Source organism: Maribacter algarum (ex Zhang et al. 2020) (assembly GCF_005885635.1).
GTDB lineage: Bacteria > Bacteroidota > Bacteroidia > Flavobacteriales > Flavobacteriaceae > Maribacter_C > Maribacter_C algarum.
In genome coordinates, this window is record NZ_VATY01000004.1 from 114,346 (window position 1) to 128,721 (window position 14,376).

The following is a 14,376-nucleotide window of genomic DNA, read 5'->3' on the forward strand; positions in this document are numbered from 1 at the left end:
TATTTTTCAGACTCTATACTACAAAGCCTTAGCTAAAATCGAATAACATGGTACGGATACTCATCGCAATAAGTTTTTTGTTCTTAAAAGGAATTCACGGCAACGCACAACTAGATACAGCCCGAATTGATAGTATTGTTCAAAAATCAGTATCCTCAGATGCATTTGAGGGAACCGTCTTAATTGCAGATAAAGGAAATATAGTTTACCAAGAATCCTTCGGTTTTAACGACAGCGATAACCGCACTCCCGTAACTAATACTTCTCATTTTTCTATCGCATCGGTTACAAAGCTATTTACCGCTATCGCCATTATGCAATTGATTGAGAAAGATAAATTTCAGTTGACTGATAATCTCGAAACACTTTTACCTGAATTGGACATCCCGAAAGGGAAAAAGATTACAGTACACCATTTGTTGTTGCACATTTCAGGTTTGCCGAATGAGAATGATGCCATATACCTTAAGGCGAAAACACCCAAAGTATTCATTTCAGAAACCTTGGCTCAAAAAGGGAGTCGCTTTGGTTCTTTCAATTATGCCAATATCGATTATGTTTTATTGGGATTGCTCATAGAGAAATATGATAAAACATCTTGGGAAGAGTCCATCAAGAATCGAATTCTAGGACCCCTCAAAATGGAAAATTCAGGTTTTTTAAAGAAGGACGTCTATCCCGAAGACTTTGCCTACCCTTTCTCCTATAATGCCGAAGGCAAACGCCAAAAAGACCCATTGTTTTTTATAGAAAATTTTTATGCGGCAGGGTGCATGTATGCAACTTCGGAAGATTTGTTGAAGTTGGATCAAGGACTATATGGCAATCAACTACTTTCTGAAAAGAGTAAAGAACTCATGTACACATCCTATCCAGAGTATAACTATTCCGGCTATAGTGTCTGGACTTACAACTATCCATTTTCAGAATCTCAACCACGAATTATGGAACGAAGAGGCGGCATTTTAGGCGCAAATTCTGTCTTGATTCGAATGCTCGACACCAACAAAACCATTATCATTCTAAGCAACAACAACAAATTCAATCCCGATTCTTTTGGGAATAAAGAAAGTCTGAAAGAGGCCCTGACGATTGAAGTGGCAAAATAAAATCGCAATTCACCATAACAGTTTCAGAAACGCCTCCCCTCTTGGGAGGGCATTAAGGGGTGAGCAAACGTAAAACAGTAAAACCAAACCTCTACACCAAAACTACTCACATCCAACAAATAGTTCAAAAAATTTGTGTAACCAAACGATTACATTTATATTTGTAACCAATTAGTTACCTAATAAAATGCGAAGAGATGTTTTTCAGGCGATTTCCGACCCGGTTAGAAGAGATATTATTGAACTCTTGGCCGAAGAAACCCTTACTGTTAATGCAATTGCAGAAAAATTCGAAATCAGCCGTCCCGCAATTTCCAAACATCTGAGAATATTGAACGAGTGCGAAATCATCGATTTTAAGAAGGAAGGTAGAGAGCGCTATTGCTTTATTCGACCGAAAAACTTGATTCCAGCGTTTTTATGGATTGAGCAATACCGAGCCTTATGGGAAGACAAGCTGGACTCTTTCGACAAGTACCTAAGCAAATTACAAGCTAAAAACAATACGAATGAATAAATCTAATGAAATGGACAGTAAAACAATAACCATACAACGAACCTTCAACGCACCAATAGCACTAGTCTGGGAGGCATGGACACAATCAGAACATATAGCGGAATGGTGGAGCCCAAAAGGCATACAAACAAAAGTCGTGGAGCACGATTTCAAAGTTGGTGGAAAATGGAAATACCTTATGCCCATGCCCAATGGTCAAGAATTTACGGCCGAAGGTGAATACGCCGAGATTGTTGAAATGGAGAAAATTGTTTCATCAGCAAACTTCAAACCGATGACCGAAGGCGTTGAAATACAAGCCTTATTTCAAGCAAATGGAGACAAAACCGACTTCACTTTTCATGTCGTACACCCTACTGAGGAATATAAGATACAACAAGAGAAAATGGGTATCATGAACGGTTGGGGTTCTGTGTTCGATAGACTTGCCGAGCTTCTAAAAAACATGTAAGTAAAACCTACAGCCTAAACACCATATTTATTAATGAATATTAAAAAAGCCTCAATTGAGGCTTTTTATTTTTTAAGTGTTGAAGGAATACCTACTTTTATTGATAATCAGTCTTCCTCCGCTGACATGGTCAGATAACCAGACCTTTATCAAATATTAGATAAAAAGAAATTTTCAGTTCTCCTATTACAAGTTGTATACACTTAAATAATAATACCATGAATCAATCATCAATCAAATTTTTAGCCCTGCTTTTGTTGCTTACGCCAATAGGTATAATAAAGGCACAAACCCAAAAGGAAAAATTATTCAAAGGCAAATTGACTTCTGCAGAAATTAGTCCGAATGAGAAACACCGGTATAGTATTAATTTGGGAAAAGACCAGTTTGCACTTTTTAAGTTAATGCAAAAAGGTGTTGATATGAAAATTACCACCTACGACCCCCAAGGTGAGAAACTTGAAGACTTTGATAGTCCCAATGGAAAAAATGGACCTGAACTATTTACCATAATTTCTAGCAAAAAAGGCGCATACGTCGTTGAAATATCTCCGTTTGATGAAAAGGAACCTGCTGGTATTTATGAAGTAACGCTTGAAATTATAAGACCCAAGGCCACTTTACCGAATGACCAAGTTGATGAAGTTTTTGCCCCTTGGAACCGTAATGATAGCCCCGGAGCTGCTGTGGCTGTAGTTAAAAATGGAGCGATTATCTATAAGAAAGGCTATGGCTTGGCCAATATGGAATATGACATTCCCATAAATCCCTCTTCCATATTTCACATTGCTTCTGTTTCAAAACAGTTTACGGTTTTCTCCATTCTATTGTTGGAGAAACAAGGTAAACTAAGTTTAGACGATGATATCCGAAAATATATCCCTGAAGTACCTGATTTTGGTAAGACAATAACATTAAGACACTTAGCATCCCATACCAGTGGATTAAGAGACCAATGGAATTTATTGGCGATGGCGGGTTGGCGAATGGATGATGTTATTACCAAAGAACATGTTTTAAAATTAGTAAGCAAGCAAAAGGAACTGAACTTTAGTCCCGGTGATGAATATGCGTATTGTAATACCGGATTCACTCTTCTGGCAGAGGTAGTAGCTAGATTATCGGATATGCCTTTCGCAGAATTTACGAATGCAAACATTTTTGGGCCTTTAAAAATGAATAATACCCTATTTTATGATGACCATCAAAAGATTGTTAAAAATAGGGCCTACTCTTACTATGCAGACAGCACGGGATTTAAAAAAAGCGTTTTGAGTTACGCGAATGTGGGCGCAACTAGTCTTTTTACCACAGTTGAAGATTTAAGTCTTTGGTCAATGAATTTTTCAAACTTAAAAGTTGGAGATTCGACGATAGTGAATAAAATGAACACACCTGCAACTCTAAATAGTGGAAAAACCATTGGTGGTGCCCTAGGTCAATTTGTAGGGAAATATAAGGGTTTGAATGAAATTCAACATGGAGGTGCTGATGCGGGTTATCGTTCTTACCTGACACGTTTTCCAGATGAAAATTTTTCTGTTATGGTATTTAGTAATTCTGCTGAATTTAACCCAGGTGCAATCGCTCATAAAGTTGTGGATATTTATCTTAAAGATAAAATTGAAACTAAACCCGAGCCCGAAAAGGAAGAGAAAGAGGAAGAGGAAACAGATGAAAAATCAAATGAACCGATTTCAGTCAGTCCAAGTATTTTAAGTACCTACTTAGGCGATTTTGAACTGCAACCGGGCTTTATCATAAATATTGCAGAAAGCGAAGGCAAATTGTCGGCAACAGCAACAGGTCAACCGACGGTTTCACTTATTCCCTTATCAAACACCGAATTTGAAGTCGTCGGTGTGGGGGCTAAAGTTGAATTTATACCCAATGGAGGTGAAAATATTAAATTGTTAAAGCTGCATCAAGGCGGACAAGTAATGGATGCCCCAAGAATAAAAACTTTTGACAAAACAAGCGTTATGCTCGCAGATTTCTCTGGAGAATTTCATAGCGAAGAGTTATCAACTACCTATAGTTTTTCCGTTGTTGACGGTAAATTAATAGCAAAACACCGTAAGTTGGCTGATTTTAATTTAAGTCCCATTAAACAAGACGTGTTTTCTAGTGATGCCTGGTTTTTCGGACAAATTGAATTTGTAAGAGATGCCGATGGAAACATTACCGGATGTAAAGTTTCAAATGGCAGGGTTCGAAACCTCTATTTTAAAAAAGTAATCTAAGCCAGAGGGTAGCGTATCCCATAAGATGAAAAGATTCACGGACTTCATAGAACGAAATCTATCCGGAAAAAAGGTTTTAGCACTTTTCGTTCTGACCAATATCTTTTACGTCTTTATGTTGACAGTTACCATTCCCCAAACGATGAATTTCTCAAACGGAATGGCACTGTTAGATATGATGCCCACAGGATACGACCTAGGCTACGTAAGCGAATTATTCAGTTCGCTCGGTGAAGAAGGACGTAACACCTATCTCACCAACCAAGTACCGGTGGATATGCTTTATCCGTTTCTATTTGGGTTTTCATACAGTTTGCTCCTGGCCTATTTTTTAAAAAAACTGGGCAAACTCAAAACGCCATTTACGTATTTATGCCTACTACCAATAATTGCGGGAATAGCAGATTACGCGGAGAATTTCGGAATCATCAACCTTCTGAAAAGCTATCCGGACTTGACAGAAACCGCGGTAAAAACAACAAGTGCTTTTTCGCTCGTAAAAAGTATTTCAACAAGTGCATTTTTTATAGTTCTAATACTGGTTCTAATGGTATTGGGCATTAAAACCATAGGTAGAAAAAAGCGAATATGAATAAAGCAGCGTTCGTATTACTTCTTATCACAATCTGCTCTTGTAATTTTACAAAAGAAAAAGGAATTGCCTTTAAAATCAAAAATTCGTCTGATGCTACAATTACAGCGGTAAAAATCTCCACTTCTGAAGATTTTGAAAGTATCACTTTCGATAGTATTCAAAAAAATAAAAGCAAAGAAGGTTTTTTGTCCATGAAAAACAACAAGATGGATGGTGATTATACCCTATCTTACATTCGCAAAAATGGAAGTGCTGCAGGAATTTCCGGAGGCTACTATACCAATGGACGCCCTTTGGATAGCTATATTCATTTTGAAATAACAAATGATAACACCTTGGTGAAATTTGGGGAATTCCCCCACTAAGATTATCAGCTAGCATTTTATCAACATTGCCCGTTCAAAACTGTTTCAAATCCTTCAAAAAAAAGCTAGAAAAAGATGTAAATTTGTGCCTTTATTAATCATTCCAATTCAGGTATTCAATGATTCACTTTTTCGGGGAGCTCAGCAACAAAGTTTTTGCAGTACAAACCCCTCAAGAACTTTCTCAGGAAGACACAAAAAAATTAACATGGTTATTCGGCAACCTATCTCAAATCAACGCAGCGTCTCTAGACGCTTTTTTTATTGGTCCACGTGCGGCCATGATTACACCATGGAGTACCAATGCCTCAGAAATTACCCAAAACATGGGCATTTCAGGTATCGTACGAATTGAAGAGTTTAAAAGCGTTGAAGAGAACTTTAGCGATTTCGACCCGATGATTTCGCAAAAATATAATGGGTTAACACAAGATATTTATACCATTGACGTAAAACCTGAGTCCATTTTGGAGATTGATAATGTAGCCTCCTATAACAAACAAGAAGGTTTAGCGTTGAGTGATGATGAAGTAGACTATTTGAATTCACTTTCCGAGAAAATGGGTCGTAAACTGACCGATTCCGAAGTCTTTGGTTTTAGTCAAGTGAACTCTGAGCACTGTCGCCATAAAATATTCAATGGCACCTTTGTAATCGACGGAGAAGAAAAACCAACATCGCTGTTTAAATTAATCAAAGAGACTTCAAAGCAACACCCGAACGATATTGTTTCCGCCTATAAAGACAATGTGGCCTTTGTAAAAGGTCCGAAAGTGGTGCAATTTGCGCCCCAAAGAGCTGATATTCCAGACTTCTACCAAGAAGAAGAATTTGTATCGGTGATTTCCTTAAAAGCAGAAACCCACAACTTTCCTACCACTGTAGAGCCCTTCAATGGCGCCGCAACCGGTTCAGGAGGAGAAATACGAGACCGACTGGCTGGTGGAAAAGGTTCGTTGCCGCTGGCAGGTACTGCAGTATATATGACGGCCTATTCAAGACTTGAAGCCGAAAGACCATGGGAAAACGGTATGCCAGCCCGAGAATGGCTCTACCAAACCCCCATGGATATTTTAATAAAGGCATCCAACGGAGCATCCGATTTCGGGAATAAATTCGGACAGCCCTTAATTACAGGTTCAGTGTTGACCTTTGAACATGCCGAAGAAGATAGACGGGTGGCGTACGACAAAGTCATTATGCAAGCGGGTGGCATCGGCTACGGCAAAGCAGACCAAGCGCTTAAAGACAAACCTGAAACAGGAGATAAAATCGTCATTCTGGGCGGTGACAACTACCGCATTGGAATGGGCGGTGCAGCCGTTTCCAGTGCCGATACTGGCGAATTTAGTTCATCTATTGAATTGAATGCGGTACAACGTTCGAATCCTGAAATGCAGAAAAGAGCCGCCAATGCTATTCGTGGTATGGTAGAGAGCGATGTGAATCCCATCGTGTCTATTCATGACCATGGTGCAGGCGGACATCTCAATTGCCTTTCCGAATTGGTGGAAGAAACAGGTGGAAAAATAGATTTGGACAAACTCCCCGTCGGTGACCCTACTCTGTCCGCAAAAGAAATTATTGGAAATGAATCTCAAGAACGTATGGGCTTGGTCATCGGAAAAGACGATGCTGCTTTACTTGGTAGAATCGCAGAGCGCGAACGTTCACCGATGTATGAAGTCGGAGATGTAACAGGAGACGACCGTTTTACTTTCGAATCAAGTACCACAGGTGAAAAACCAATGGATGTGAATCTTTCGGATATCTTCGGAAGCTCCCCTAAAACCATATTGACCGATAAAACGGTAGAAAGAACCTATGCAGACGCTGAATATTCGCTGGAATTCTTCCATGTCTATTTGGAGCAAGTATTGCAATTGGAAGCCGTTGCCTGTAAAGATTGGCTTACCAACAAAGTCGATAGATGTGTTGGTGGTCGCGTTGCCAAGCAGCAATGTGCAGGGCCTTTACAATTGCCTTTGAACAATGTCGGTGTGATGGCTTTAGACTTTAAAGGAAAAGAAGGCATCGCTACCAGTATCGGCCACTCCCCCATTTCAGGACTCATTGACCCATCCGCAGGAAGTAAAAACAGTATTGCGGAAGCCTTGACTAATATCATCTGGGCACCTTTGAAAGACGGATTACAATCCGTTTCCCTCTCCGCCAACTGGATGTGGCCATGCAAGAACGAAGGTGAAGATGCCAGACTCTACGAAGCGGTACAAGCCATTTCAGATTTTGCCATTAATCTTGGCATCAACGTTCCAACAGGAAAGGATTCCCTTTCCATGAAACAGAAGTATAAAGATGGGGATGTAATTAGTCCAGGTACGGTGATAATTTCCGCTGCCGGAAATTGCAATGATATCACCAAAGTAGTAGAACCAGTTCTCCGAAAAGATGGAGGCAACATCTACTATATCAACCTCAGCAAAGATGATTATAAGTTAGGTGGAAGTTCTTTCGGACAGGTTTTAAATGCCGTTGGAAGTGAAGCACCGACCATAAAAGACGGTTCCAATTTCAAAAAGGTATTTAATTTAATTCAAACTTTAATTAAAGACAATCAAATTACTGGTGGACACGATGTTGCATCAGGAGGATTAATTACTACTTTATTGGAATTATGCTTCGCAGATACTGATTTAGGAGCTGAATTGGACCTTTCCAATTTGGGGGAAGAGGACACCATAAAACTCTTATTTTCTGAGAATGCGGGAATCGTTTTTCAATCCAAAGATGCTTCTATTGAAGCGACATTGGCCAAAGCAAATATCGATTTCAAAAAAATCGGAAAGGTAGTTTCCGAGTCCACACTAACCATCAGAAATGGAGGTATGGAAATGGGATTAAATGTTTCTTCGCTACGAGATACTTGGTTCAAGACTTCTTATTTGCTAGATAATAAACAAACAGCAAATGGTTTGGCGAAAGATAGGTTTGAGAATTATAAGGAACAGGCTTTACAATACGAGTTTCCTAAGAACTTTACGGGACGCATCTCGACTCCGCTCGATGTGACAGATAGGCCGAAGGCAGCCATCCTACGCGAAAAAGGAAGTAACTCCGAGCGCGAAATGGCAAATGCCATGTACTTGGCAGGATTTGATGTAAAGGATGTCCATATGACGGATTTGATATCTGGAAGGGAAACTTTGGAAGACATTCAATTCCTAGGTGCCGTTGGGGGCTTCTCGAACTCCGATGTACTCGGAAGTGCAAAAGGATGGGCAGGCGCTATCAAATACAATGAAAAGGCAAACAAAGTAATCAACGATTTCTTCGCACGACCTGACACCTTATCTATCGGAATATGTAACGGTTGCCAATTGTTTATGGAATTGGACCTCATCAATCCCGAGCACGAAACCCATGGAAAAATGACCTATAATGATTCCGGGAAGCATGAGAGCAATTTTACATCTGTTAAGGTTCAGGAAAACAATTCTGTAATGCTATCGAGTTTAGCAGGAACAACACTTGGTGTTTGGATATCCCACGGAGAAGGGAAGTTCAGTCTCCCACATTCCGAAGACAACTATGATATCGTTGCCAAATATGGCTATGAAGGTTATCCTGCAAATCCGAATGGCAGTGATTTCAATACCGCTATGCTTTGCGATTCCACAGGAAGACACCTGGTCACCATGCCACATATCGAACGCTCCACATTCCCTTGGAACTGGGCTCACTACCCTGTCGATAGAAACGATGAAGTATCGCCTTGGTTGGAGGCTTTTGTGAATGCAAGAAATTGGGTGTTACAAACAAAATAATAGGCCAACAGTAACCAGCTGTTGACCTATTCGCCTAACTAAAATGAAAAACTTTACTTCTTATTTTATCATCAATCTTCCACTCCAAGTTTTATCCGTAGAGCTTTTTAGACTATAAAAGTATAATCCGGGAGGGAGTGATTTTCTATCTATGGTAATGGTATTTTGTCCAGAAAAGCTATCGCCTTCTAGGTGGTGTCCATTTAATCTTCTACCTGCTAAATTGAATAGTTCGAACGTATATTCTCCCGCTTGGTCTTCATAAAAGTAAAGCGTAGAAGTTGTCACTAAAGGGTTTGGATTAATTATCGCTTTATCGGTATCGGCATCCACAAATTTTGATACCTCAGCTTTATTATTAAAATCAATATTAGATAAGTCCATAGACTTCTCTTCAGCATACGAATTCTTCGCAACCAAATTAAACACTAGTGCTTTGATATCTGAAAAATCAGTTTCATTACCATCTTGGTCTTTAAAAACATTGTTTTTCAAATTGAATTCTTGTTCTTCTATGGTCAAAGTCACCACTGTAGAAAAAGATTCGCCATTACCCTTTAAAAGCTTTACTTCCAAGACACCTGTTCCGCTCGCTTCAAAACCTAGTTTATCGTAATCACTAAGATCCACGGCAGAAAATCTAGGACTCAGGGCACGGTAAACGCCAAGGTAATTTTCTGTGGTACCTTTTAAACTTATATTTCTTTCAATAGGATATCCATCGCCCATATATGGGCCTTCAGTTGGTAAAACCTCATAGGTCTCCACTACTGTACCATTTGAAGAGTCATCTAGGCCCCATGGCGCATCCGCAACAAATAAATCATCTGGGGTATCGCCCAATCCTGCACTGATTCGGAAACCTAGATCAAATAGATTCCCTGTATCAACAGATATCGTTTGCAAATACCCATTGACCACTGTCGTCAGTTCAATATTTTCGGTAGCGCTAGTTTCCGTTTTCTTCATACCACCTTCCATTCGCACATTCTTACTGTCATTGTTATTAACAAGGTTAAGTAAAACTTTCCCGTTTTGATAGCGAGCAGATTTCACAAAGACCGGAGGTGGTGGGGAAGCCGCATACCCATCAATTGGACTATTCACCTCCAAAAGCGACAACACCTCTTCACCCAACAATAGCAAGTCGTCAATTGAGTTAGCCCAAATTTGAAAATTATAATAGAGCGCATCTTTTTTATAGGCATCTATATTCCAATGTGATTCAATAACAAATTGATTATTTGTGTTCAAACGCGCTGAAAATGTCAATGCAAACTCCAATTCTCCATTGGGTTGTTTTATGATTGACTTTATAAAGTTCTGCTCACGCAGTTGAATCGATGATACCGACAATAGTTCTGCACCCAAGAAACGATCACAAATAAACTTACTATGCTCATATACTTGATTCTCTGTTTTGATAACCATTAAGGCAGCCACCGAAGCATTATCTTTTAAATAATCGACAGAATAGATATCACTTGCATTGGTAAGATCTAACAAATCAGCCGCTGATGATTCTATGATTTCACTTTCATCTATTACGCCCAAAGGTGTTAAAGCACTAAGTGAGATATTGTTTTTAGCTGTGGTGCCCTTCTTCATATAGGAAGCATTCTTCTTTACTCTTTTCGCGCTAGCACTATTAAATTCGTACCCTTCTTTAGCCCGCATATAGTTTCTTCTACCAATCTGCTCTGCCAGGCGGTCATTACTTTCTAACCCACCACTATTCGCCGAAGAAGCGGTATAGGTCACAGGGCATTCACTAATGCCAGAACATGCTGGATCATCACAGTCTGCTAAGCCATCGCCATCGTCGTCCTTACCGTTTGAACAATCTTCTTGGGGAACGGGTGCGGTAGGACACCTTGCACCATCATTACTAGCACTTGCGGGACCATAAGCAAATATGTTGGACTTCATGTTGCCTTGTGCAACATTCTGAACTTCATTAATAATATATACCGAACCAGATTGATTTGCAGAAACATAAAAATTTCCGCTAGCGTCAAAATAAACCGCCCCATAGGTGTAATTCAATCCCGCCAAAATAGGTACCACACCTAAATCTTCCATGGCACCGGTTTCAGGTGTAATACGATAAAGTTTATTCGTATTCTTTTCTACAGAATACAATTTGTTATCAACGGCATTAAAAGCCCAGTCATGAATACTTATTTTTTGAGGTAGGTTTTGAGCACCCAGATATTTCAAATAATTATCAGATGAAGGATTCAAATCAATGGAATAGTATGTGGCACTGCCTGACCGAAAATAGTAAATACCTTTAGAGTTGATGGCACCAACATATTTGTTACCTGTAGTCAATTCAGGTATGGTATAAGTTTCGGTAGCGAAGTCTTTCCCTATCCGAGTTATTGATTTAGACGGTTCAGAGCGATACCCCCATATATAACCGTCTGTGGGGTTGTAAGCCGTCGCATTTATCTTACCGGACACAATCTCTTCAGCTACTAAATAAGACCTTCCTGATGCCAAGTCAATAGCATAAACGTCGGCATACTGAAAAAGATAAGCACTGTAATCACAATTAAAAGGTTCAGATTGTGCATTTAACTGGAAACTACTGGGTATTAATGTACTTAGAATTAGTAGGTTTATAAGGTATTTCAATTTTTTGGTAAAGTAGATTTGTTTCATAACCTGGGATTTAGGACATATTCGAGACAAATGTAGAAAATATCATATAAGATTTTTCTTTCATTTCGATGAGCTTGAAACTACAACACGTCAGAAAGCCATTTATTGTAGACGAACGGTAAACTACACAGATTTTTAACAAAAAAACACGTAATGACAATTCGAAGAGCTAAAACCAAAGACATCACAAAAATTGTCGAAATGCTTGCCAATGATAAACTAGGTGAGCTACGCGAAGATTTTCAAAGTCCGTTGGCCGATTCCTATTTTGAAGCTTTCAGGAATATTAACAACGATCAAAATCAAGAATTGATGGTTATTACAGATGAGTTGGACAAGGTCATCGGAACATTGCAATTATCCTTTATTCAGTATTTGACCTATCAAGGCGGTATTCGAGCCCAAATTGAAGCGGTTCGTATTCATAAGGACTTTCGTGGCAAGGGTGTTGGGCAAAAACTTTTCGAATGGGCCATTGAAAGAGCGAAGGAAAAAGGAGCACATGTTGTACAATTAACCACTGATAAGAAACGTCCAGAAGCTCTAAATTTTTATGAAAAATTAGGGTTTAAAGCCAGTCATGAAGGAATGAAACTCCACTTGTAAAAGAAAATAATTCCCAAAAAAATGGGTGGGACTTTCGCCAGTCCCACCCGTTTGATTTGAGGCAAAATCGAATTAATTAAATCAAATCAGCTCCTGCGGATACGAAATCCATTCTTCGCTGATTTGCAGTTCCTGCCTTAAACGATACTCCAATTGAAATACCAAGTCCCCAATAGAGATGAGGCTTATGAGCAACGCCGAACTTCTTAAACCAGTTGTTTCCTGATAAGTTGATGTTATTATGGCTTGCAATTTTGGAATAGCCATCATAGATATGAACATGGTTTACAACGGCCTTGTCAGAAAAAGTTCTAAACCTTAGAATTGCACATACCACTTTTAAACGCTTCTTGTCCTGAATCACCGGACTCGGAATCGCAAAATGGAACCAATTCGTCGTATTTGGCTTTCCGTACAGATAGGTATAGAAACCAGCTCGCGTAATGCGCTCCAAACGGTCTGGATACTCCACTTGAATACTGGTACCATGAATCCACGGAGCACTGGCAATACTATAACCGCCATAAATATTTCGGATTCCTGCTATATCATCGGCATGCAGATACCGTTTCGCTCCAGAATAACTTGGAAACATCATAGAGCCGTTGACATTTGAATGTCTTAAGCCCAATGAGTGTCCGAATTCATGGGCAGCCACAGTTACCAAATCTATTTTTCCTGCTCCCGTCGGAATATTTATAGTCCAGTTTTCAGCTTCATCAAAATGGGCGTCACCGGCCAAGGCCCCACTATTTGGTGGTGGATAGTATGCATGGGCAAGAACACCTCCACGGCCGTCAAACGGCGAACCATCACCATGACTACCTGATTCAAACTTGATTCTTATATCCGGATTTGCACTTGCATTCACACGTCTAAAGCTCAGAGGGGTTTCCGCGGCCCACATGGCAAATGCTTGTGCAAAAGCAGAATGTATTTTTGTAGGTGTAAGTCCGTTGTCACTGGTATAATTATCAAAACCATAAGTTAGGCTGGTCTTGTTCCATTTATTGCTATGTGTTGAAAATTCGCCTAAGTCGGGCATCCCACAGCGTTTACAGTCTAGCTCCTCAAGAGTGGCCGTGTCAAGCTTCCCTGTGGATTTTAATCCATGGAATTCTTGGTACTTTTTCAGTGCCCCTACCGTTGCCTCATCCATCTCCCCAGGAGTGATAAAGCTCGATTTGAGTGATTCCAAGGCATCTCCTTCTGGCTGTGGCACTTGCTCATCTGCTGTTCCAAATGCGCTGTCTATCGGGTCTAAATACCCGAACAGTTCCAAGTGTTTTTGTAATTGTTTGATGTCTGACGACTTTTTCGGAATATAGTCTGCTTTTTTAACTTTCTGTACTTTAGATTTTTTAGGTTTTTCTATTGTTTCGCTCATGATTACATTTTTAATTGTTGTTAAATGATTTGATTTCGTCTAGTTCTACTAGAAGAAAAACTTGTTCCCCTCCCATACGGGCGGGGGGTAGTTGGGCATCTTTCGTTATGGTGCCGCTGAAAATGATCTGCGCACCAGCTGTTCTTAATTCTTCAGGAACCATCTTGGACTCTGGCACAACACATGTAAACTGACCATCGATAGTGTTCTCTTGATAAAATGATATGGTGTATTTGCCCAAATCATCCCAGTAGCCTACAATTCCTTTTTTTTTCTCTACTTTTTGTCTTTCCATAGATTTAAATTTGTTGTGGGTGTTACTATCTATTTGTGTGGTAGCACGAGTTGCGCAACCAAAGAGTAGTCCGGTTAGAAGTAATAAGGGAATGAATAGTTTCATTTCCAATTACATTGAAATATTCGAATTTTTGCGTGTAGGGAAACGATAAGGTTTATACAAACCGTTGAATGGAGAGAACTAGCAATCAAGTAGAGTGATTGCTTCTGATAAGGAGCAATACAAAAATAGTAGGATTTACCTTGCTACTTATGTTAAATAGTACAGAATGAATGGATTAGCGTATGGATTGCATGAAATTGCATTTTTTTGAATTTTAATATCCCATTCCCTTTCCTTATTTTGCGGTTACC

Annotated in this window: 11 protein-coding genes; 8 read left to right on the forward strand and 3 right to left on the reverse strand. The window is 39.6% G+C overall.

The features are described from left to right. The first annotated feature begins 47 nt into the window (after positions 1–47). The 7 genes from FEE95_RS17650 to purL all read left to right on the forward strand — a co-directional run bounded on the left by FEE95_RS17650 (position 48) and on the right by purL (position 9,065). Complete coding sequence (locus FEE95_RS17650) at positions 48–1,109, forward strand: serine hydrolase domain-containing protein (RefSeq protein ID WP_138659345.1); 1,062 nt, start codon at positions 48–50, stop codon at positions 1,107–1,109. A gap of 187 nt (positions 1,110–1,296) precedes the next feature. Further along, positions 1,297–1,626 (forward strand): ArsR/SmtB family transcription factor, encoded by a 330-nt coding sequence (locus tag FEE95_RS17655; protein ID WP_138659346.1) that lies wholly within the window; start codon positions 1,297–1,299, stop codon positions 1,624–1,626. Continuing rightward, the gene (locus tag FEE95_RS17660) at positions 1,619–2,077 is read left to right on the forward strand and encodes an SRPBCC family protein (protein WP_138659347.1); all 459 of its coding nucleotides are present in this window, start codon (positions 1,619–1,621) and stop codon (positions 2,075–2,077) included. Before FEE95_RS17655 ends, FEE95_RS17660 begins: the two co-directional genes overlap by 8 nt. A 218-nt stretch (positions 2,078–2,295) precedes the next feature. Then, positions 2,296–4,320: a serine hydrolase gene (locus FEE95_RS17665; RefSeq protein ID WP_138659348.1), complete on the forward strand. Its 2,025-nt coding sequence runs from the start codon at positions 2,296–2,298 to the stop codon at positions 4,318–4,320. A 25-nt stretch (positions 4,321–4,345) separates the two neighbouring features. Beyond that, positions 4,346–4,912 (forward strand): hypothetical protein, encoded by a 567-nt coding sequence (locus tag FEE95_RS17670; RefSeq protein ID WP_138659349.1) that lies wholly within the window; start codon positions 4,346–4,348, stop codon positions 4,910–4,912. Then, entirely contained in the window at positions 4,909–5,280 is a 372-nt protein-coding gene (locus FEE95_RS17675; RefSeq protein ID WP_138659350.1) for a hypothetical protein, read from the forward strand. The genes FEE95_RS17670 and FEE95_RS17675 overlap by 4 nt, the downstream gene beginning before the upstream one ends. Before the next feature lie 119 nt (positions 5,281–5,399). Next, complete coding sequence (purL, locus tag FEE95_RS17680; protein ID WP_138659351.1) at positions 5,400–9,065, forward strand: phosphoribosylformylglycinamidine synthase; 3,666 nt, start codon at positions 5,400–5,402, stop codon at positions 9,063–9,065. A 60-nt stretch (positions 9,066–9,125) separates the two neighbouring features. Here purL and FEE95_RS17685 read toward each other — a convergent pair whose 3' ends face one another. Next, positions 9,126–11,732, reverse strand: coding sequence for a T9SS type A sorting domain-containing protein (locus tag FEE95_RS17685; RefSeq protein WP_138659352.1), 2,607 nt, complete (start codon positions 11,730–11,732; stop codon positions 9,126–9,128). 153 nt (positions 11,733–11,885) lie between these two features. Here FEE95_RS17685 and FEE95_RS17690 point away from each other — a divergent pair, with 153 nt between their 5' ends. Then, positions 11,886–12,338: a GNAT family N-acetyltransferase gene (locus FEE95_RS17690; protein WP_138659353.1), complete on the forward strand. Its 453-nt coding sequence runs from the start codon at positions 11,886–11,888 to the stop codon at positions 12,336–12,338. A 76-nt stretch (positions 12,339–12,414) separates the two neighbouring features. On the opposite strand, the gene FEE95_RS17695 is transcribed toward FEE95_RS17690, so the two are convergent. Continuing rightward, on the reverse strand, positions 12,415–13,725 hold the full coding sequence (locus tag FEE95_RS17695; protein ID WP_138659354.1) for a DUF6623 family protein: 1,311 nt from the start codon (positions 13,723–13,725) through the stop codon (positions 12,415–12,417). 10 nt (positions 13,726–13,735) lie between these two features. Continuing rightward, entirely contained in the window at positions 13,736–14,125 is a 390-nt protein-coding gene (locus FEE95_RS17700; RefSeq protein WP_138659355.1) for a hypothetical protein, read from the reverse strand. Positions 14,126–14,376: the final 251 nt, after the last annotated feature.

Coding starts and splice junctions, on each gene's coding strand:
- FEE95_RS17650 (WP_138659345.1), top strand. CDS start 48: ATGGTACGGATACTCATCGCAATAAGTTTTTTGTTCTTAAAAGGAATT.
- FEE95_RS17655 (WP_138659346.1), top strand. CDS start 1,297: ATGCGAAGAGATGTTTTTCAGGCGATTTCCGACCCGGTTAGAAGAGAT.
- FEE95_RS17660 (WP_138659347.1), top strand. CDS start 1,619: ATGAATAAATCTAATGAAATGGACAGTAAAACAATAACCATACAACGA.
- FEE95_RS17665 (WP_138659348.1), top strand. CDS start 2,296: ATGAATCAATCATCAATCAAATTTTTAGCCCTGCTTTTGTTGCTTACG.
- FEE95_RS17670 (WP_138659349.1), top strand. CDS start 4,346: ATGAAAAGATTCACGGACTTCATAGAACGAAATCTATCCGGAAAAAAG.
- FEE95_RS17675 (WP_138659350.1), top strand. CDS start 4,909: ATGAATAAAGCAGCGTTCGTATTACTTCTTATCACAATCTGCTCTTGT.
- purL (WP_138659351.1), top strand. CDS start 5,400: ATGATTCACTTTTTCGGGGAGCTCAGCAACAAAGTTTTTGCAGTACAA.
- FEE95_RS17685 (WP_138659352.1), bottom strand. CDS start 11,732: ATGAAACAAATCTACTTTACCAAAAAATTGAAATACCTTATAAACCTA.
- FEE95_RS17690 (WP_138659353.1), top strand. CDS start 11,886: ATGACAATTCGAAGAGCTAAAACCAAAGACATCACAAAAATTGTCGAA.
- FEE95_RS17695 (WP_138659354.1), bottom strand. CDS start 13,725: ATGAGCGAAACAATAGAAAAACCTAAAAAATCTAAAGTACAGAAAGTT.
- FEE95_RS17700 (WP_138659355.1), bottom strand. CDS start 14,125: ATGAAACTATTCATTCCCTTATTACTTCTAACCGGACTACTCTTTGGT.